The sequence below is a fragment of the Actinomycetospora chibensis genome, from assembly GCF_028737215.1.
GTDB classification, from domain to species: domain Bacteria; phylum Actinomycetota; class Actinomycetes; order Mycobacteriales; family Pseudonocardiaceae; genus Actinomycetospora; species Actinomycetospora chibensis.
Map to the genome: position 1 here is coordinate 76,481 of NZ_JAQZAM010000001.1, position 17,805 is coordinate 94,285.

Sequence of the window (17,805 nt, forward strand, 5' to 3'; positions counted from 1 at the left end):
TGGGGGACCTCGTGACGACGTTCGCCGACCACCGCGACACCACCGTCCACATCCTCTGGATGAACGCCGGACTGTCGTGCGACGGGGACTCGGTGGCCCTCACCGCGGCCACCCAGCCGAGCATCGAGGAGATCGCGCTCGGTGCGCTCCCCGGGCTGCCGACGGTCGCGGTGCACTGGCCGCTGATCGACTTCGAGTCCGGCCCGGTCGGCGGCTCCCAGTCGTTCATCGACTGGTTCTTCAAGGCCGAGCGGGGCGAGCTGGACGGGCCCTTCGTCCTCGTCATCGAGGGCTCGATCCCCAACGAGTCGATCAAGTCCGAGGGGTACTGGTGCGGCTTCGGCAACAACCCGGTGACCGGGCAGCCGATGACCACCAGCGAGTGGATCGACCGGCTCGCCCCCAAGGCCCTGGGCATCCTCGCCGTCGGGACGTGCGCGACCTACGGCGGCATCCACGCCATGGCCGGCAACCCGACCGGCGCGATGGGCGTCGCGGACTACCTGGGCTGGGACTGGACGTCCTCCGCCGGCCTGCCGATCGTCAACGTCCCGGGCTGCCCGGTGCACCCGGACAACTTGTCCGAGACGATCCTCTACTTGCTCTACCAGGCCGTGGGCGACGCCCCGATGATCCCGCTCGACGAGGCCGGCCGTCCGACATGGCTGTTCGGCGCCACCGTGCACGAGGGCTGTGACCGCGGCGGCTACTACGAGCAGGGCCAGTTCGCCACCGAGTACGGCTCACCGGAGTGCCTGGTCAAGCTCGGCTGCTGGGGCCCGGTCGTGAAGTGCAACGTCCCCAAGCGCGGCTGGATCAACGGCGTCGGCGGCTGTCCCAACGTGGGCGGCATCTGCATCGGCTGCACGATGCCCGGATTCCCGGACAAGTTCATGCCGTTCATGGACGCCCCGCCGGGCAGCAAGGTCTCCGGGGCGGCGAGCGGCGCCTACGGCGTGGTGATCCGCAAGCTGCGCGACATCACGGCGAAGACCGTCGACTCCGAACCGCGCTGGCGCCGCCCGGGCCGGCAGCTGACGACCGGATACCGGCCCACCGCGTTCTGACGCGCGCACGACTCCCCTGACGACCACCCCGGTAGAAGGGATGCCCCGCGATGACCGCCGTGGCACCGAAGAGCTCGACCGGCACGAAGACCGACCTCGTCGAGATGGCGTGGGACCCGATCACGCGCATCGTCGGCAGTCTCGGCATCTACACGAAAATCGACTTCGCGGCGAAACGCGTCGCCGAGTGCCACTCGACGTCGTCGATCTTCCGTGGCTACTCCATCTTCATGAAGGGCAAGGACCCGCGGGACGCGCACTTCATCACGAGCCGGATCTGCGGCATCTGCGGCGACAACCACGCGACGTGCTCGGTCTACAACCAGAACATGGCCTACGGGGTGCGCCCGCCGCACCTGGGCGAATGGATCATCAATCTCGGCGAGGCCGCCGAGTACATGTTCGACCACAACCTCTACCAGGACAACCTCGCCTGCGTGGACTACTGCGAGAAGATGGTCGCGGACACGAACCCCGGGGTCCTCGAGCTCGCGAACCGGACGCCGAGCCCGCACGCCGAGGACCACGGCTTCCGCACCATCGGCGACATCATGCGGGCCCTCAACCCGTTCACCGGCGAGTTCTACCGCGAGACGCTGAAGGTCTCCCGCTACACGCGCGAGATGTTCTGCCTGATGGAGGGGCGTCACGTCCACCCGTCGACGCTCTATCCCGGCGGGGTCGGCACGGTGGCGACGATCCAGCTCCTCACCGACTACATGACCCGGCTCATGTGGTACATCGAGTTCATGAAGCGGGTCGTGCCGATGCACGACGATCTCTTCGACTTCATGTACGAGGCGCTTCCCGGCTACGAGGAGGTCGGTCGCCGCCGCGTCATCATCGGCTCGTGGGGGGCGTTCAACGACCCGGAGCACTGCGATTTCGACTACAAGACCATGTCGAACTGGGGACGGAAGATGTTCGTCTCCCCCGGGGTCGTGGTGGACGGCAAGCTGGTGACGACCGATCTCGTCGACATCAACCTCGGCATCCGCATCCTGCTCGGCAGTTCCTTCTACCGCGGCTGGGAGGACCAGGAGAAGTTCGTCGACCGCGACCCGCTCGGCAACCCGGTCTCGATGGACCACCCCTGGAACCAGCACACGATCCCGGCGCCGCAGAAGCGCGACTTCGACGACAAGTACTCGTGGACGATGTCGCCGCGTTGGTTCGACGGCACCGACCACCTCGCGATGGACACCGGCGGCGGCCCGCTCCCCCGGCTGTGGGTGACGGCGCTCGCCGGTCTGGTCGACGCCGGCGGCTACGTCCGGTCGACGGGCCACAGCGTCGAGCTCAACCTCCCGCGCACGGTGTCGAAGCCCGAGAAGACGTTCACGTGGACCCCGCCGGTCGACAAGCAGGGGCGGCCGCTGTCCAACGCCATCGAGCGGGACCGCGCCCGCACGTACTTCCAGGCCTACGCGGCCGCAGCGGCGATGCACTTCCTGGAGAAGGCGCTCGCCGAGGTCCGCGGCGGGAACACCAAGACCTGGGAGTCGTTCGTCGTGCCCGACGAGTCGGTGAGCGTCGGGTTCACCGAGGCCGTCCGCGGCGTCCTGTCGCACCACATGGTCGTGCGCGACGGGAAGATCGCGAACTATCACCCGTACCCGCCGACGCCGTGGAACGGCAGCGTCCGCGACAAGTTCGGGACGCCCGGCCCGTACGAGGACGCCGTGCAGAACACCCCGATCTTCGAGGAGAACGGACCGGAGGACTTCAAGGGCATCGACATCATGCGGGCGGTGCGCAGCTTCGACCCCTGCCTGCCGTGCGGGGTGCACATGTACCTCGGCAACGGCAAGCAGTTGCACCGGGAGACCTCGCCGACCCAGCTGAACCTGCCCTGATGGAGCCGCCGGAGACCGAGCGGGTCGCCGAGAGCATCGCCGAGCTGCTCGACTCGATGTCGGCCGACCCCGCCGCGCGCGAGGCCGGCGAGGACCTCGTGCGCGTCCTCATGGAGTTCTACGGCGCGGGCCTCGCCCAGATGGTGTCGATCGTCCGTCTCGGGTCGGGCGACGCGCTCGTCCACCGGCTCGCCGCGGACCCGCTCGTGGCGGCGCTGCTCGCCCTGCACGACCTGCACCCCGTCGACCTCCCGACGCGGGTCGGCCACGGGATCGACACGGCCCGGCGCCGCCTGGGCCACCACGGCGCCGGCATCAGCCTCGAGCGCGTCGACACCCACACCGGCACCGTCCATGTCGCGCTGGCGCCGGGCTGCGGCTCGTCGTCGGACACGGTGCGCGACGTCGTCCGGACCGCCGTCTCCGAGCTGGCCCCGGAGGTCGTCGCCGTCGAGTTCGTCACCGAGCCCGCCGGGCCGGCGCTGCTGCAGATCGGGGTGCGGCCCCCGAGTTCGGTGGCGGGGTCGTGACGGCCTCCCTGCGCCGCTTCCTGGCGCCCCGACAGGCCCCGCCGGTCGCACCGACGGTGGAGCGCTGCGAGCTGTGCGCGGGCGAGGTCGCGCCCGAGCACCCGCACCTCGTCGACGTCGCCGGGCGGGTGCTGAAGTGCGCGTGCCGCCCGTGCGCGCTGCTCTTCGTCGACCGCACCCGGGAGATGGCCGGCACCGCGTACCGCACGGTGCCCGACCGCTACCGGTACGACGCGGAGTTCACCCTCGCCGACGCGCAGTGGGACGCCCTGCAGATCCCGGTCGGGATGGCGTTCTTCCTGCGCAACTCGGTGCGCGCGGACGCGGTGGTGGCCTGCTACCCGAGCCCGGCGGGCGCGACCGAGAGCGAGCTCGACCTGTCGGAGTTCGTCGACGGCGTCGGCGCAGGCCGGCTCGGCGAGATGCTCGAGCCCGATGTCGAGGCGCTGCTCGTGCGGCACGACTCCGGACGCTCGGAATGCCTGCTGGTGCCCGTCGACGCGTGCTACCGGCTCGTCGGCCTCGTTCGGCGGCACTGGCGGGGGTTCGACGGCGGCGCCGAGGCGTGGACCCACATCGACCGCTTCTTCGACGACGCCCGCGCACGGGCCCGCGACGTGGGGGGCAGCCACCGAGGAGGGCCGAGCAGATGACCCTGCCCTTCCCCCGCGCCGCCCCGGGACCTGCGTTCGGGTTCGCGGTGACCCACGCCGACCACGACCCGCAGGCCGCCGGCCCGACCCTGCGGCTGCACACCACGATCACCGAGACCACGGGCACGCGGGTCCACGCCCTCGCCCTGCGCGCCCAGATCCGGCTCGAGCCCGCCGCACGGCGCTACTCCCCCGACCAGCAGGAACGCCTCGTCGAGCTGTTCGGCGACCCGTCGCGCTGGGGCCGCACGCTCAACCCGATGCAGCTGGCGACCGTGTCGACGGTGACGCCATCGTTCTCCGGCGAGCAGGAGGTCGTGTTCGAGGTCCCGCTGACGTTCGACACCGACGTCGCGACCACGCGCTACTTCCGGGGGGTCGGCGACGAGGGTGACGCCCCGATGCGCCTGTTGTTCAGCGGCACCGTCTTCTACGAGGCCCCGTCGGGCGTGCAGATCGGGCTCGTCCCGTGGCATTCGGAGGCCACGTTCCGGCTGCCGGTCGCCGTGTGGACGGACATGATGGACGCCCACCAGCACGGGATGGCGTGGCTCCGGCTCCCGGAGCACACGCTCGCCGAGCTCGGCGCCTGGCGTGCGGCGCGGGCGCTGCCCACGTGGGAGCAGACGTTCACGGCCCTGCTCGCCGCGGCGGGTGACGGGCCATGACCGCCACCGACCCCCTCGACGCCCTCGACACTGTGGCCGCGATCGCCGACGCCGTGCTCTTCGAGGGCTACCTGCTCTACCCCTACCGCGCCTCGGCGCAGAAGAACGCGCTGCGCTGGCAGTTCGGGGTCCTCGTGCCGCCTGCGGTGTCGGCGGCCCTCGCCGAGCCCTCGGCCAGCCGCACCGAGTGCGTGATCGACGCCCGGCCCGGCGCGACGCTGCGGCTGCGCCTGCGGTTCCTCGGCCTGCAGCGCCGGAGCGTCGTCGACGCCGACGGCACGGAGCACGACCGCCTCGAGGTCGACGGCGTCCCCCATACCGCCTGGGAGGAGGGCGTGCCGCGCCAGGTCGACGCCGCCGTCGCACTCGACGCGCTGGCCGAGGCTCCGGTGACCGTCGACGTCACGTGCCCGGCCACCACGACCTCGGAGGAGATCCGCGACGCGACGGGCGCGCTGCGCGGGCACCTCGTCCGGCGCGCCGAGGCCCTCACCGGGCGGGTGGTGCTCGCGACCGAGCCGCTCCCCGGGCCCTACGGCGCGCTGCGGCTGCGTCTGGACGTGGTCAACGACGGTGTCGCCGACCCGTCCGCGCCGCGCGCGGAGGCCCTGCGGACGGCCCTGATCTCGGCGCACACCGTGCTGGGCCTCGACCGCGGCGCGTTCCTCTCGAGTGCCGATCCGCCGCAGTGGGCCGCGTCCGCCGTGGCGGCCTGCGTCAACGCGCACAGCTGGCCGGTGCTCGCCGGCCCCCCGGGAGACGGCTCGCTGCTGCTCGCGACGCCGATCATCCTCGAGGATCACCCGCAGCTGGCCCCGGAGAGCCCGACGAACCTGTTCGACGGCACCGAGAACGACGAGATCCTCGCGCTGCGCACTCTCGCCCTCACCGACGACGAGAAGCGCGAGGCCCGGGCCACCGACCCGCGTGCCGCCCACATCGTCGACGCGGTCGACGCCATGGGCCCGGCGATGTTCGAGCGTCTGCACGGCGCGATCCGCCCCGACGGCCGCGCGCCGGACGACATCCCGACGCTGGCCACCCCGGGCACGCCCTGGTGGGACCCGGGCGCCGACGCCTCGGTCGACCCCGACTCCGACGAGGCCCTCGTCGACGGGCGCCCCGTCGTGCGCGGCAGCTCCGTGATCCTCGTGCCGGGCCGCGGCAGCGACGCCCAGGACACGTTCCTGCGCGGTGCCGCGGCCACCGTCCAGGCCGTCCTGCGCGACGTCGACGGCGGCACCCACGTCGCCGTGTCGCTCGACGACGACCCGGGCGCCGACCTCCAGGCCACCCACGGCCGCTTCCGCTACTTCCGGCCCGACGAACTGGCCCTGGCCGACGGGGGGCCCTCATGAAGGTCCTGGTCGCCGGGGTGGGCAACGTCTTCTTCTCCGACGACGGCTTCGGCTCCGAGGTGGCGCGGCGCCTGCTCGCCGACCCCGGTGCGCTGCCGGCGTCGGTGGACGTCGTCGACGTCGGCATCCGCGGCATGCACCTCGCCTATCAGGTGCTCGACGGCTACGAGGCGCTGGTGGTCGTCGACGCAGCCGCCCACATCGACGACGGTGCCGCGGGCGAGCCGGGGACGCTGACCCTCGTCGAGCACGACCTCGCGGCCGCCACCGGTGACGCCGCCTTCGACCCCCACGGCATGGAGCCCGACGCCGTCCTCGAGCTCGTCGGCGCGCTGGCCCGCGGCGTCGGCGAGGGCGGCGTCGACCGCGTGCTCGTCCTGGGCTGCGTGCCCGCCGACGTCGGGGCCGGCATGGGGCTGAGCCCGCCGGTGGCCGCCGCGGTCGACGAGGCCGTCGACACCGTCGGCCGGATCGTCGAGCGCCTGATCGAGCACCGTCCCTTCACCGAGGTGGGAGCGTCATGACCAAGAAGATCCTGTTGCTGGGACTGATCGGGGGCGTCGGCTGGATCGCGTGGGAGTCGCGCACCGACGTCCAGCGCTACCTGCGCCTGCGGGCGATGTAGCGCCGTGCACGAGTTCGGGGTGGCCGCCGCGGTGCTCGAGGCCGTCGACGCCCGGGCCGCCGGGCGCCGCGTCCGCGCGCTGCGGCTGCACGTCGGCGCGCTGCAACGGCTCGACCGGGCGGTGTTCGACCAGGCCTTCGCGATGATCGCCGACGGGGGCGTCGCGCAGGACGCGACGGTCGACGTCGTCGAGGTCGCCGTCGAGATCCGCTGTCGCGGGTGCGCCGCGACGGCGACCGGCACCGAGCTGATCACGACGTGTCCGGGCTGCGCGGGCCACGACCTCGAGCTCGTCGCAGGCGACGACCTCGTCCTCGAATCGATCACGCTCGCGGACCGGGACGCCCCGGTCCGCGCGGAGCAGGAGGTGGGCTGATGTGCCTCGGCATCCCCGGTGAGCTCGTCGAGCTCGCCGACGACGACACCGATCTCGCGACGGTCTCCGTCGCCGGGGTCCGGCGGAAGGTCAACGTCGGGCTCCTGATCGAGGACGAGGAGCTCGCCGTCGGCGACTGGATCCTCATCCACGTCGGCTTCGCGCTGGCCAAGATCGACGAGGCCGAGGCGGCCGCCGCCCTGGACATGCTGCACAGCATGGGCCCGGCCTACGACCAGGAGCTCGAGGAGTTCGTGGCCTCCTCGACCGGGAGGGAGGGACTGTGAAGTACGTCGACGAGTTCCGCGACGGCGACACCGCCCGCGCGATCGGCACCCGCATCGCCGCGCTCGCCGAGCCGGGCCGGCGCTACGCCTTCATGGAGGTGTGCGGCGGGCACACGCACACGATCTACAAGCACGGCCTCGAGGACCACCTGCCCGCATCGATCCGGCTCGTGCACGGCCCCGGCTGCCCGGTCTGCGTGCTGCCGATGGGGCGGGTCGACGACGCGATCGCCATCGCCCGCGACCCGGACGTCATCATGACGGCGTTCGGCGACATGATGCGCGTCCCGGGCAGTGACGGCTCCTTCTTCGACGCCAAGGCCGAGGGCGCCGACATCCGGATGGTCTACTCCCCGCTCGACGCCCTGAAGATCGCGCGGGCGAACCCGGAGCGCCGCGTCGTGTTCATGGCCATCGGGTTCGAGACGACCACCCCGTCGACGGCGATGACGATCCTGCGGGCGGCGCGCGAGGGACTCGAGAACTTCTCGGTGTTCTGCAACCACGTCGTCGTCATCCCGCCGATGACCGCGATCCTCGACTCCCCCGACCTGCGCCTCGACGGCTTCATCGGGCCCGGGCACGTCTCGACGATCATCGGTTGCGAGCCCTACCGGTTCATCGCATCCGAGCGCGGCAAGCCGCTGGTGGTCGCGGGGTTCGAGCCGCTGGACATCCTGCAGTCGATCCACCAGCTGATGGTCCAGCTCGCGGAGGGACGCTGCGAGGTCGAGAACCAGTACGGGCGCGTCGTGCCCTGGGACGGCAACCGCCGCGCGCTCGAGGTGGTCGACGAGGTCATGGAGCTGCGCGACACCTTCGAGTGGAGGGGATTGGGCTGGATCCCGGAGTCGGCGCTGCAGCTGCGCGAGGCCTACGCCGCCTTCGACGCGGAACGGCTCTTCACCATCCCGGGCCGGCGCGTCGCCGACCCGAAGGCCTGCCAGTGCGGCGACGTGCTGCAGGGCGCGCTGGAGCCGTGGGAGTGCGGGGTGTTCGGGACGGCGTGCACCCCGGAGACGCCGATCGGCACCTGCATGGTCAGCTCCGAGGGCGCCTGCGCGGCGTACTACAACTACGGGCGGTTCAGCCGCTCGCGCACCCGCGGTGCGACGGCTCTCCCGGACCCGGTGGTGGTGGGCCGGTGAGTAGCGACGTGACCGCGGGCTGGGCCCAGGACGCCCTCGACCGGGCTCCCCGGCAAGGTCCCGACCGTAGCGAGGAGGCGGTGCTCGCCCGCATCGAGAAGGTGCGACGGCGTCGCCCGCGGGTGCGCGAGGAGCGGATCACCCTCGCCCACGGGGCGGGCGGCAAGGCGACGGCGACGCTCATCGACGCCGTCTTCCTCGAGGCGTTCCGCAACCCGGCCCTCGAGCGGCTCGGCGACGGCGCCGCCGTGGAGGTCGACGGCACACGCCTGGCGTTCACCACCGACTCCTACGTCGTCTCGCCGCTGTTCTTCCCCGGCGGCGACATCGGCGACCTCGCCGTGAACGGCACCGTGAACGACCTCGCGATGTGCGGGGCGCGCCCGCTGTGGCTCTCGGCGGGCTTCGTCCTCGAGGAGGGCTTCGCCGTCGCCGAGCTCGAGCGGATCGTGGCGTCGATGGCCCGCGCCGCCACCGCGGCCGGCGTCAGCATCGTCACCGGCGACACCAAGGTCGTCGGACGTGGCAAGGCCGACGGGCTCTTCGTCACCACGGCCGGCGTCGGGGTGCGCGAGCGCCCCACGGTGCTCGACGCCGCGGCCGCCCGGCCCGGCGACGTCGTCCTCGTGTCCGGCCCGATCGGCGACCACGGTGTCACGATCCTCATCGCCCGCGGCGAGCTGGACATCGACGCCGACCTCGCCTCGGACACCGCGCCGTTGCACGAGCTCGCCGCGGCGGTCCTCGACGCGGGCGGCGACGGGGTCCGGGTGCTGCGCGACGCAACGAGGGGCGGCGTCGCCACGATCCTCAACGAGATCGCCGTCGCCTCGGACGTCGCCGTCGTCGTCGACGAGACGACCGTGCCGGTCCGTCCCGAGGTCGCCGGGGCGGCCGAGCTGCTCGGGATCGACCCGCTCTACGTGGCGTGCGAGGGCCGGATGGTCGTCGTCGTCGACGCGGAGCGCGCCCCGGCGGTGCTCGCGGCGATGACCGACCGGCCCGACGGCACCGAGGCGGTCGCGATCGGGCGGGTCGCCGACGACCCGCCGGGCCTGGTGCTGCTGCGCACCGGCTTCGGCGGCACGCGGATCGTCGACGTGCTCGTCGGCGACCCGCTCCCCCGCATCTGTTGATCCCGAGGCCTCAGGAGGCCCGACATGAGTGAGGACGAGAGCGTCCACAAGGCGTTCCGCGCGAAGGAGTACGCCCCGGAGCCCGGGCCCGGCCGGGAGGTCTCGCCCGAGGAGGCCGCGGGGATGACCGACACCGACCCGGCGCCGAAGCCCCCGCTCGGCGTCGGGGAGAGCATCAACGAGCGGGCGGAGGACGTGGCCCGGCACGCCGAGGAGCGCGCGGGGCGCAAGGGCGCGGCCGACCGGCCCTACGCCGCGGACACGGGCAAGGACACCCGCGGCGTGCACCCCACGCCGTCGGTCACCGAGGGCAGCCCGGACCTCCCGCCGGGCGACCAGGGCGGCTGAGCGGGGTGCGCTGCGCGCACGTGAGCACTTTGGGGTGCCGGAGCCCCCGAAAGTGCTCACGTGCGCGCAGCGCACACGGCGACCTGGCCGAGGGCGATGCCGCCGTCGGTGCACGGCACCCGGGTGGGCACGAGGACCCGCAGGCCCGCGGCCTCCAGCCCGGCGCGGACCCGCTCGAGCAGGACGGCGTTGACGAAGACCCCGCCCGAGAGGGCCGCGGTGTCCACCCCGTGCTCGCCGGCGAGCCGGGCCACGGCGGCGACCGTCGCGTCCGCGAGCCCGTGGTGGAAGCGGGCGGCGATCCGGCCCGTCCCGACGCCGGCCGCCAGGTCCTCGACGACCGCGGCGACCAGCTCGCCCCCGGGCAGGACGTCGCCGGCGGTGACCGGGTAGGTGCCGCGCTCGTCGGGGTCGACGCGCTGCTCGAGCTCGATCGCGGCCTGGCCCTCGTACGTGACGGCGTCGCGCACCCCCAGCAGCGCCGACACCGCGTCGAACAGCCGCCCGACGCTGGACGTGGGCGGCGACGCCGTGCCGGAGCGCGCCAGGGCGACCACGGCGTCCCAGCGGTCGGCGTGGCGGTCGCGCACGGCCGACCGCGCGTCACCGACGTAGGCCGCGGCCATCCGCCAGGGCTCGCGCACGGCGGCCGCCCCGCCGGGCATCGGGACCGTGGCCAGGTGCCCGACGCGGCGGTAGCCGCCGAGGCCGGCGAGCAGCAGTTCGCCGCCCCAGATCGTGCCGTCCTCGCCGAACCCGGTGCCGTCGTAGGCGACCCCGAGCACCGGCGGGTCGTCGGGCGTCGCCCCGTGCTCGGCGAGGCAGGCGGCCACGTGGGCGTGGTGGTGCTGCACGCCGACCGTCTCGAGCTCGGGCTCGGCGTCGGCGCGGTCGAGGGCGTACCGGGTGGCGAGGTAGTCGGGGTGCAGGTCGTGCGCGAGCACGAGCGGGGTGATGCCGAACAGGCGGCCCAGGTGCTCGGTCGCCTCGTGGAACGAGCGCAGCGCGGCCGGGTTCGTGAGGTCCCCGAGGTGCGGGGACAGGACGGCGCGGCGGCCGGCGGCGAGGCAGATCGCGTTCTTGACCTCGGCGCCGCACCCCAGCACCGGGCGGCCGACGTCGAAGGCGAGCGGCACGGGCTCGGGGGCGTACCCGCGGGCGCGGCGGACGGGCAGCTCCGCGCCCCGGTGCAGGCGCACCACCGAGTCGTCCGTGCGGACGTGGATCGGGCGGTCGTGGGTGAGGAACCCGTCGGCGAGGTCCGCCAGGCGTGTGCGGGCGTCGCCGTCGACGTGGGCGATCGGCTCGTCCGAGGTGTTCCCGCTGGTCAGCACGAAGGGCACGCCGAGCTCGGCGGCGAGCAGGTGGTGCAAGGGGGTGTACGGCAGCATCACCCCGAGGTCACGGTTGCCCGGCGCGACGGCCGGCGCCACCGCCGCACCCGGGATGCGCGGCAGCAGGACGATCGGCGCCCGGCGCGACCCGAGCGCCTGCGCCGCAGCCGACCCGACCTCCACCAGGGCGCGGGCGTCCTCCAGGGAACCCGCCATCACCGCGAACGGCTTCTCCTCGCGGTGCTTGGCGGCCCGCAGCCGGGCCACGGAGTCCGCGGCGTCGGCGCGGACCGCGAGGTGGTACCCGCCGAGCCCCTTCATGGCCAGCACCGCCCCGTCGCGCAGCCGGGACGCGGCCTCGCGCACCGGATCGCCCGGGCCCCCGGGTCCGGCGGGCTCCAGGACCAGCGTCGGCCCGCAGTCGGGGCAGCACGTCGGCTGGGCGTGGAAGCGCCGGTCGGCGGGGTCGTGGTACTCGGCGGCACACGGCGCGCACATCGTGAAGCCCGCCATCGTCGTCGTCGCCCGGTCGTACGGGACGTCGCGGACGATCGTGTAGCGGGGTCCGCAGTTCGTGCAGTTGACGAACGGGTAGCGGTGCCGCCGGTCGGCGGGGTCGCGCATCTCGGCGAGACAGTCGGCGCACGTGGCGGTGTCCGCCGCCACGAGTGCGGTCCGCGCGCCGGTGACCGCGCTGCCGGTGATGACGAGCCCGTGGGATCCCGTCGGCGGGATGGCCTCCGACCGGACGGACTCGACCACGGCCAGGGCGGGCGGCCGCTCGCGGAGAGCGAGGACGAAGTCCCGGACCGCCGCCTCGCCGCCCTCGACCTCGACGACCACTCCGGCGGCGTCGTTGCCGACGGAACCCGCCAGGCCCAGCTCCCGGGCGAGGCCGTGCACGAAGGGTCGGAAGCCCACGCCCTGCACGATGCCCTCGACGTGCACCCGCACGCGGACCGGCGCCGTGGCGGTCACGGCGGCCCCAGCGCGGCGATCGCCTCCCCGGCGTGCACGAGCACGACGTCACCGACCGCGGCGTCCACGAGGGCCACGGACACCTCCTCCTCCCCCGCCCCGGTGTCGACGCGGGCGGTGCCGTCGGGGTGCAGGGCCACCACGGTCACCCGGACCGCCTGGTCGGAGCAGGTGATGCAGACCGGGCCGTCGCAGGGCGCACGGGTCGGGGCCGGTGGCACCGGGGGCCCGGCGGTCTCGCAGGCCAGGAACCAGGTCACGACGTCGCCTCTGATCCCATCGCGCGCCCGCAGCGCCCGAGGAACGAGTGCAGCAACTGGTGGGTGGCCTCCAGCGTCTCGATCTGGCGGCGCAGGCTGTCCGACCCGGCAGGGGTCAGCGCGTAGGTCCGCCGCGCGGGCCCGGTGGCCGGGATGCTCCACGTCGACCGCACGAGGCCTTCGCGCTCGAACGACCGCAGGGTGCGGTAGACGCCGCCCGCGTCGGTGTCGTCGATCAACGAGGCGTGGAGTCGCTCCACGAGGTCGTAGCCGTGCGCGGCTCGCTCCTGGATCAGCAGGAGCAGGCAGGGCCGCAGGAAGTTCCGGGGTTCGCATTCGCCCATGACCGCCCCCTCGCGAGGGTCCCGCGGGCCAGGGGATCCCATTGCTCGTGTGGTGTGTATCACATAGGGTGGCACCGGTCGTGACGCAGAGCAAGGCCGCCGAACGAGGTGCTGGACCGATGGACGATGCGACACGGGCCCTGATGGGGCTCTGGGACGTGGCCGGCGAGAACGTCCGCGCGCTGGGCGCCGACGACTGGGCGCGGCCGCTGCCCGGCGCCGGTGTCGGACCCGCCGACGTGGCGGAGCTCGCCGTCCACCTCACCGGTGTTCACTACGCCGGGCCGGAGACGCTGCGCGAGGCCGTCGCGGCGGCGCGCCACCGCGCGGAGACCCAGCTGGCCGGCCGCACGACGGGCGACCCGGTGCTGGGCGCCCAGTGCCTCGACATGTGCCTGCACGTCCACGACCTCACCGCGGCCCTCGGCGCCCCGGCCGACCTGCGCGACCACGACGCGGCCGCTCGCGAGGCGTGCCGACTCGTCCTGCGTGTGCTGCCGCGCCTGCTCGTCGCGGCGGTGGGTGCCGACGACGCGACGCTGCGCGTGGCGGTCCGTCTCGGCGACGACCGCGCCGTGCACGTCACCCACGGGTCCGTCGTCCCGGGCCGCCCGGAGGACGCCGCGGACGCCGTCGAGATCGATCCGGCCGGGCTCCTCCTGCTGCTCGCGGGCCGCCGCGACGCCGAGTCGTTGCGCGACGCGGGTGCGCTGAGCTGGACCGGCCCGGCCGCGGAGGCGTTCGTCCACCGCGCCCGGCTGGTCGCGGCGTAGCCGGCTCTAGCGACCTCCGGCGAACGCGGGGTAGGGCGGCAGCACGGCCTCGCCGCCGTGGCGTCCGAGGGCCCCGACGACGGCCGCCGCGACCTCGGCGGTGGCGACGTGCCCGGCGCGCTCGGCGTCCATGCCGAGGCGCCGCCAGAGCGCGCTGAGCACCGCGGGGGCGTCCTCGCCCGGGTCGGCGACGACCACGCGCGCCACCCGGCCCGACGGCCGGACACCCACGACGGCGGGCAGCAGGGCGCGGGTCGAGAGCCACACCCAGAGCACCTCGGCGTGCAGCAGGCGCTCGCGCAGGACCTCGGGGTCCGCGAGCTCGCTCCAGACCGGCGTGATCTCGGCCTGCCAGGCGGCCACCATCGCCTCGGCCATGCCCGGCGGCTGGGCGCGCGCCGGGCCCCCGCTGGGCAGCGGCAGGCGCAGCGAGGCACCCATGAGCGCGACGTCGCGGAAGCAGCCCCACTCGAAGTCGAGGAAGCGCGCGCCGCTGCCGGTGAGCAGGCAGTTGTCCGGCCGGATCTCCGCCGGACTGAAGGCGCGGTGACCGGACCCGCCCAGCAGGCGGGCGGCCCGGCGCGCCTCGGCCACCCCGGCCGGCGCCGCCTCGACCCGCAGCAGCTGGGCGAGCTGATCGGGCACCTCGGCCAGCGCCGCGCGGGCGTCGTCGGCCAGGGGGTCGCGCCACGTGCGCTCGCCGAAACGGCGCAGCAGCGCTCCGAAATCGTTCTCGCGGCCCGCCGTGGCCGCCTGCATGCGTCCCAGCGCCCGGGCCCAGCCGAGCAGCGCGCGCTCGGCGGCCTTCGGGTCGCGCTCCTCGAGGCGCTCGGCCAGGGTGGCGCAGCGCCCGAGGTCCTCGAGCACGAGCAGGCGGTGGGCCGGGTCGTTGGCCACCAGCATCGGGCTCGCCCGCTCCTCCGAGGGCATCGCCGTCAGCAGCTGGCACGACGCGGCCTCGTAGTGGAACCGGTCGATGCTCTGCTCGCCCGCGCCCGGATCGTCGAGGAAGTGCTTGACGACGAGCGTGCGCGGCAGCGAGAAGGGGTTCTCGGCGACGCGGACCCGCACGACCAGCGAGCGCGAACTGCCGCCGAGGTCCTCGGGATCCGCCAGGCGCACCGTGGCGCCGTGGCGCCGCGTGAGGAGCTCTTCGGCCAGGTGCAGCACCTCGGTGGTGCGGTCGTCCGCGCCGGCCGGGCCGGTGGTGCGCCCGTTCGAGGTATCCGCGTCGTCCGTCGTCAGGGGAGCCATCAGCCGGAGGAGTCTACCGGTCCGGGCGCCGCCCCGGGAGGGATTCGGGGAGCCCGCGACGCCGGTACGAGGCCCGCACGAGCAGGAGCACGACGGTGCCGGCGACGACGATCCCGACCAGGTTGACCACCAGCTGGAACAGGGAACCGCCCGCCCGCGGCCAGTCACGCAGGACGGCGGCCACCGCCGCGAAGCCGGCCGCGGGCACCGTCGTCACCGAGATGAACACCCCGACCAGGACCCCGGAACCTTCCCCTGCCACCAGCGCGACCATGCCGGCGACGCCGGCGAGCAGCGCCACCACCAATGAGAACGGGCCGACCTGGTAGACGAACTCGACCCCCGAGAGGTTCGTCAGGGCGTTGTCGGGGATCGCGCCGAGTGCCTGTGCCCCCGCGGCGGCCACGGCCGTCGCGAGCACCGCGATCCCGAAGCCGACGCCCAGGGCGAGCCCGGCCGCCCGGGCCGTCGGACCGTCGCGGCGCACCACGACCAGAGCCAGGGCCGCGAGCGGCCCGAACTCGGGCCCGAGAACCATCGCCCCGACGACGGTCACCGGCGAGTTCGTCACGACCCCGATCGCCCCGAGCAGGCAGGCGATGGTCAACATGATCACGAACGTCAGCGACAGGCGGGCGCCCTGGCCGGTGCGGCCGACCAGCTCGTCCCACACCACGGCGTCGACGCCTTCGCCCGGCGCGGCCGCCTCGGCGCGCTCGGCGGCGTCGGACACGACCGTGTCGAGGGTCTCGAGGACGATGCCGCCGTGCTCCGCGCAGCCCAGCTCACGGAGCTGCTGGAGCACGCCGTCCACCGATTCGCGGGCCAGGTCGGCCTCCACGACGTCACCCGGCGGGGACACCGCCGCACCGCGCAGACGGACGACGTGCACGACCCCCGGCTCGCGGTCCAGGACGGCCAGCACATCGTCCGCCGCGCCCGACCTCCCCTGCGGGCAGAGGACACGCAGCCGGATCACTGCACCGGTCGCTCCTGCGGCTTCACCGGCGCCGCGGGCTTCGTCTGCGTCCCGGGCGCCGGTGCGTCGACGCCCGCCTCCTTGCGCTGCAGCGAGGTGATGGGGGCCGGCGCCCCCGTGAGCGGGTCGTAGCCGCCGCCGGTCTTCGGGAAGGCGATGACCTCGCGGATCGAGTCGACCCCGGCGAGCAGGGCGCAGATGCGGTCCCAGCCGAACGCGATCCCGCCGTGCGGCGGCGGGCCGAAGGCGAACGCGTCGAGCAGGAAGCCGAACTTCTCCTCCTGCTGCTCGGGCGTGAGGCCCATCAGCGCGAACACGCGCTCCTGCACGTCGCGCCGGTGGATACGGATGGACCCCCCGCCGATCTCGTTGCCGTTGCAGACGAGGTCGTAGGCGTAGGCCAGCGCGTTCTCGGGGTCGGACTCGAAGGAGTCGATCCACTCCGGGGTGGGCGAGGTGAACGCGTGGTGCACCGCGGTCCAGGAGCCCGACCCGACGGCGACGTCGTCGGTGGAGCCCGCGGCCTCGAACAGGGGCGCGTCGACGACCCAGACGAACGACCAGGAGCCCTCGGGGATGAGGTCGAGGCGGCGCGCGATCTCGCCGCGGGTGGCGCCCAGCAGGGCACGCCCCTCGGCCCGCGTGCCGGCGCCGAAGAAGATGCAGTCGCCCGGGTTGGCGCCCGCGGCCTTGGCCAGGCCCTCGCGCTCGGCGTCGGTGATGTTCTTGGCGACGGGCCCGGTGAGGGTCCCGTCCTCGCCGACCAGCACGTAGGCGAGGCCCTTCGCGCCGCGCTGCTTGGCCCACTCCTGCCAGCCGTCGAGCGTGCGCCGCGCCTGCGAGGCGCCGCCGGGCATGACCACCGCGCCCACGTAGGGCGCCTGGAAGACCCGGAAGGTGGTGTCGGCGAAGAACTCGGTGAGCTCGGTCAGCTCGATGTCGAAGCGCAGGTCCGGCTTGTCCGAGCCGTAGCGGGCCATGGCCTCGGCGTAGGAGATGCGCGGGATCGGCGTCGGGATCTCGTGGCCGCCGAGCTCCGACCACAGCGCGCCGATGACCGCCTCGCCGAGGGCGATGACGTCGTCCTGGTCGACGAAGCTCGCCTCGATGTCGAGCTGCGTGAACTCCGGCTGGCGGTCGGCGCGGAAGTCCTCGTCGCGGTAGCAGCGCGCGATCTGGAAGTAGCGCTCCATCCCGGACACCATGAGCAGCTGCTTGAACAGCTGCGGCGACTGCGGTAGCGCGTACCAGGACCCCGGCCGCAGGCGGGCCGGGACGAGGAAGTCGCGCGCCCCCTCGGGCGTCGACCGGGTCAGGGTCGGCGTCTCGATCTCGAGGAAGTCGCGGTCGGACAGCACGTCGCGGGCGATCTTGTTCGCGCGGCTGCGCAGGCGGACGGCCGACGCCGGGCCCTCGCGGCGCAGGTCCAGGTAGCGGTAGCGCAGGCGGACGTCCTCGCCGACCTCGGCGTGCTCGTCGAGCGAGAACGGCAGCGGCGCGGACTCCGAGAGCACCGTCAGCGCCGTGGCGCTGATCTCGACGTCCCCGGTGGCGAGGTCGGCGTTCTCGCTGCCCGCCGGGCGCTGCTCGACCGAGCCCGTGATCTGCACGCAGAACTCCGCGCGCAGACGGTGCGACTCCTGCGCCACCTCGCCGGCGCGGAACACCACCTGCACCACGCCCGAGGCGTCGCGCAGGTCGATGAACACGACCCCGCCGTGATCGCGCCGACGGGCCACCCATCCGGCGAGGGTGACGGTGGCGCCGACGTTCTCGGCGCGCAGCGTGCCGGCGGGGTGCGTGCGCATCATCTGCGGTGGTGCTCCTGGAT

Annotated in this window: 20 protein-coding genes; 14 read left to right on the plus strand and 6 right to left on the minus strand. The window is 73.9% G+C overall.

The features are described from left to right. Positions 1 to 59: 59 nt before the first annotated feature. The 13 genes from PH189_RS00400 to PH189_RS00455 all read left to right on the plus strand — a co-directional run bounded on the left by PH189_RS00400 (position 60) and on the right by PH189_RS00455 (position 10,052). Positions 60 to 1,067, plus strand: a complete 1,008-nt coding sequence (locus PH189_RS00400; protein WP_274187152.1) for an NADH-quinone oxidoreductase subunit B family protein — start codon at positions 60 to 62, stop codon at positions 1,065 to 1,067. A 50-nt stretch (positions 1,068 to 1,117) separates the two neighbouring features. Beyond that, on the plus strand, positions 1,118 to 2,923 hold the full coding sequence (locus PH189_RS00405; protein WP_274186753.1) for a nickel-dependent hydrogenase large subunit: 1,806 nt from the start codon (positions 1,118 to 1,120) through the stop codon (positions 2,921 to 2,923). Then, positions 2,923 to 3,453, plus strand: a complete 531-nt coding sequence (locus tag PH189_RS00410; protein ID WP_274186754.1) for a NifU family protein — start codon at positions 2,923 to 2,925, stop codon at positions 3,451 to 3,453. Before PH189_RS00405 ends, PH189_RS00410 begins: the two co-directional genes overlap by 1 nt. Next, positions 3,450 to 4,106, plus strand: coding sequence for a DUF5947 family protein (locus PH189_RS00415; protein ID WP_274186755.1), 657 nt, complete (start codon positions 3,450 to 3,452; stop codon positions 4,104 to 4,106). The genes PH189_RS00410 and PH189_RS00415 overlap by 4 nt, the downstream gene beginning before the upstream one ends. Further along, positions 4,103 to 4,774 (plus strand): DUF6084 family protein, encoded by a 672-nt coding sequence (locus PH189_RS00420; RefSeq protein WP_274186756.1) that lies wholly within the window; start codon positions 4,103 to 4,105, stop codon positions 4,772 to 4,774. The genes PH189_RS00415 and PH189_RS00420 overlap by 4 nt, the downstream gene beginning before the upstream one ends. Then, the gene (locus PH189_RS00425) at positions 4,771 to 6,132 is read left to right on the plus strand and encodes a hypothetical protein (RefSeq protein WP_274186757.1); all 1,362 of its coding nucleotides are present in this window, start codon (positions 4,771 to 4,773) and stop codon (positions 6,130 to 6,132) included. The genes PH189_RS00420 and PH189_RS00425 overlap by 4 nt, the downstream gene beginning before the upstream one ends. After that, positions 6,129 to 6,656 carry a hydrogenase maturation protease gene (locus PH189_RS00430; RefSeq protein WP_274186758.1) on the plus strand — a complete coding sequence of 176 codons (528 nt, stop codon included), beginning with the start codon at positions 6,129 to 6,131 and terminating at the stop codon, positions 6,654 to 6,656. Before PH189_RS00425 ends, PH189_RS00430 begins: the two co-directional genes overlap by 4 nt. After that, positions 6,653 to 6,757, plus strand: a complete 105-nt coding sequence (locus tag PH189_RS30390; RefSeq protein WP_378014882.1) for a DUF6893 family small protein — start codon at positions 6,653 to 6,655, stop codon at positions 6,755 to 6,757. Before PH189_RS00430 ends, PH189_RS30390 begins: the two co-directional genes overlap by 4 nt. A 4-nt stretch (positions 6,758 to 6,761) precedes the next feature. Then, the gene (locus tag PH189_RS00435; RefSeq protein WP_274186759.1) at positions 6,762 to 7,133 is read left to right on the plus strand and encodes a hydrogenase maturation nickel metallochaperone HypA/HybF; all 372 of its coding nucleotides are present in this window, start codon (positions 6,762 to 6,764) and stop codon (positions 7,131 to 7,133) included. Beyond that, complete coding sequence (locus tag PH189_RS00440) at positions 7,133 to 7,420, plus strand: HypC/HybG/HupF family hydrogenase formation chaperone (protein WP_274186760.1); 288 nt, start codon at positions 7,133 to 7,135, stop codon at positions 7,418 to 7,420. Before PH189_RS00435 ends, PH189_RS00440 begins: the two co-directional genes overlap by 1 nt. Further along, a complete protein-coding gene (gene hypD / locus PH189_RS00445; protein WP_274186761.1) occupies positions 7,417 to 8,568 on the plus strand; it encodes a hydrogenase formation protein HypD in 1,152 nt (383 codons plus the stop codon). The genes PH189_RS00440 and hypD overlap by 4 nt, the downstream gene beginning before the upstream one ends. 80 nt (positions 8,569 to 8,648) lie before the next feature. Then, positions 8,649 to 9,704, plus strand: a complete 1,056-nt coding sequence (hypE, locus tag PH189_RS00450) for a hydrogenase expression/formation protein HypE (protein ID WP_274187153.1) — start codon at positions 8,649 to 8,651, stop codon at positions 9,702 to 9,704. A gap of 24 nt (positions 9,705 to 9,728) precedes the next feature. Next, entirely contained in the window at positions 9,729 to 10,052 is a 324-nt protein-coding gene (locus PH189_RS00455; RefSeq protein WP_274186762.1) for a hypothetical protein, read from the plus strand. Positions 10,053 to 10,108: 56 nt separating this feature from the next. Here PH189_RS00455 and hypF read toward each other — a convergent pair whose 3' ends face one another. The 3 genes from hypF to PH189_RS00470 form a co-directional block, all read right to left on the minus strand. Beyond that, a complete protein-coding gene (gene hypF, locus PH189_RS00460) occupies positions 10,109 to 12,364 on the minus strand; it encodes a carbamoyltransferase HypF (protein ID WP_274186763.1) in 2,256 nt (751 codons plus the stop codon). Then, a complete protein-coding gene (locus PH189_RS00465; protein ID WP_274195293.1) occupies positions 12,361 to 12,540 on the minus strand; it encodes a HypC/HybG/HupF family hydrogenase formation chaperone in 180 nt (59 codons plus the stop codon). The genes hypF and PH189_RS00465 overlap by 4 nt, the downstream gene beginning before the upstream one ends. 80 nt (positions 12,541 to 12,620) lie before the next feature. Continuing rightward, positions 12,621 to 12,968 carry a helix-turn-helix transcriptional regulator gene (locus PH189_RS00470; protein ID WP_274186764.1) on the minus strand — a complete coding sequence of 116 codons (348 nt, stop codon included), beginning with the start codon at positions 12,966 to 12,968 and terminating at the stop codon, positions 12,621 to 12,623. 119 nt (positions 12,969 to 13,087) lie between these two features. On the opposite strand from PH189_RS00470, the gene PH189_RS00475 reads away from it, so the two are divergent. Then, positions 13,088 to 13,741 (plus strand): hypothetical protein, encoded by a 654-nt coding sequence (locus PH189_RS00475; RefSeq protein ID WP_274186765.1) that lies wholly within the window; start codon positions 13,088 to 13,090, stop codon positions 13,739 to 13,741. Between the two features lie 6 nt (positions 13,742 to 13,747). On the opposite strand, the gene PH189_RS00480 is transcribed toward PH189_RS00475, so the two are convergent. The 3 genes from PH189_RS00480 to aspS are packed head-to-tail and all read right to left on the minus strand — an operon-like array spanning position 13,748 to position 17,785. Continuing rightward, complete coding sequence (locus PH189_RS00480; RefSeq protein ID WP_274186766.1) at positions 13,748 to 14,995, minus strand: hypothetical protein; 1,248 nt, start codon at positions 14,993 to 14,995, stop codon at positions 13,748 to 13,750. A gap of 13 nt (positions 14,996 to 15,008) precedes the next feature. After that, complete coding sequence (locus PH189_RS00485) at positions 15,009 to 15,974, minus strand: DUF389 domain-containing protein (protein WP_274186767.1); 966 nt, start codon at positions 15,972 to 15,974, stop codon at positions 15,009 to 15,011. Beyond that, positions 15,971 to 17,785: an aspartate--tRNA ligase gene (aspS, locus tag PH189_RS00490; RefSeq protein WP_274186768.1), complete on the minus strand. Its 1,815-nt coding sequence runs from the start codon at positions 17,783 to 17,785 to the stop codon at positions 15,971 to 15,973. Before aspS ends, PH189_RS00485 begins: the two co-directional genes overlap by 4 nt. Positions 17,786 to 17,805 lie beyond the last annotated feature (20 nt).

What these genes read in the sequence shown, in the direction of transcription:
- PH189_RS00440 (WP_274186760.1), top strand. Translation starts at nt 7,133, where the DNA reads ATGTGCCTCGGCATCCCCGGTGAGCTCGTCGAGCTCGCCGACGACGAC.
- PH189_RS00430 (WP_274186758.1), top strand. Translation starts at nt 6,129, where the DNA reads ATGAAGGTCCTGGTCGCCGGGGTGGGCAACGTCTTCTTCTCCGACGAC.
- PH189_RS00405 (WP_274186753.1), top strand. Translation starts at nt 1,118, where the DNA reads ATGACCGCCGTGGCACCGAAGAGCTCGACCGGCACGAAGACCGACCTC.
- PH189_RS00480 (WP_274186766.1), bottom strand. Translation starts at nt 14,995, where the DNA reads ATGGCTCCCCTGACGACGGACGACGCGGATACCTCGAACGGGCGCACC.
- PH189_RS00400 (WP_274187152.1), top strand. Translation starts at nt 60, where the DNA reads ATGAACGCCGGACTGTCGTGCGACGGGGACTCGGTGGCCCTCACCGCG.
- PH189_RS00470 (WP_274186764.1), bottom strand. Translation starts at nt 12,968, where the DNA reads ATGGGCGAATGCGAACCCCGGAACTTCCTGCGGCCCTGCCTGCTCCTG.
- PH189_RS00475 (WP_274186765.1), top strand. Translation starts at nt 13,088, where the DNA reads ATGGACGATGCGACACGGGCCCTGATGGGGCTCTGGGACGTGGCCGGC.
- PH189_RS30390 (WP_378014882.1), top strand. Translation starts at nt 6,653, where the DNA reads ATGACCAAGAAGATCCTGTTGCTGGGACTGATCGGGGGCGTCGGCTGG.
- PH189_RS00420 (WP_274186756.1), top strand. Translation starts at nt 4,103, where the DNA reads ATGACCCTGCCCTTCCCCCGCGCCGCCCCGGGACCTGCGTTCGGGTTC.
- aspS (WP_274186768.1), bottom strand. Translation starts at nt 17,785, where the DNA reads ATGATGCGCACGCACCCCGCCGGCACGCTGCGCGCCGAGAACGTCGGC.
- PH189_RS00425 (WP_274186757.1), top strand. Translation starts at nt 4,771, where the DNA reads ATGACCGCCACCGACCCCCTCGACGCCCTCGACACTGTGGCCGCGATC.
- PH189_RS00410 (WP_274186754.1), top strand. Translation starts at nt 2,923, where the DNA reads ATGGAGCCGCCGGAGACCGAGCGGGTCGCCGAGAGCATCGCCGAGCTG.
- PH189_RS00455 (WP_274186762.1), top strand. Translation starts at nt 9,729, where the DNA reads ATGAGTGAGGACGAGAGCGTCCACAAGGCGTTCCGCGCGAAGGAGTAC.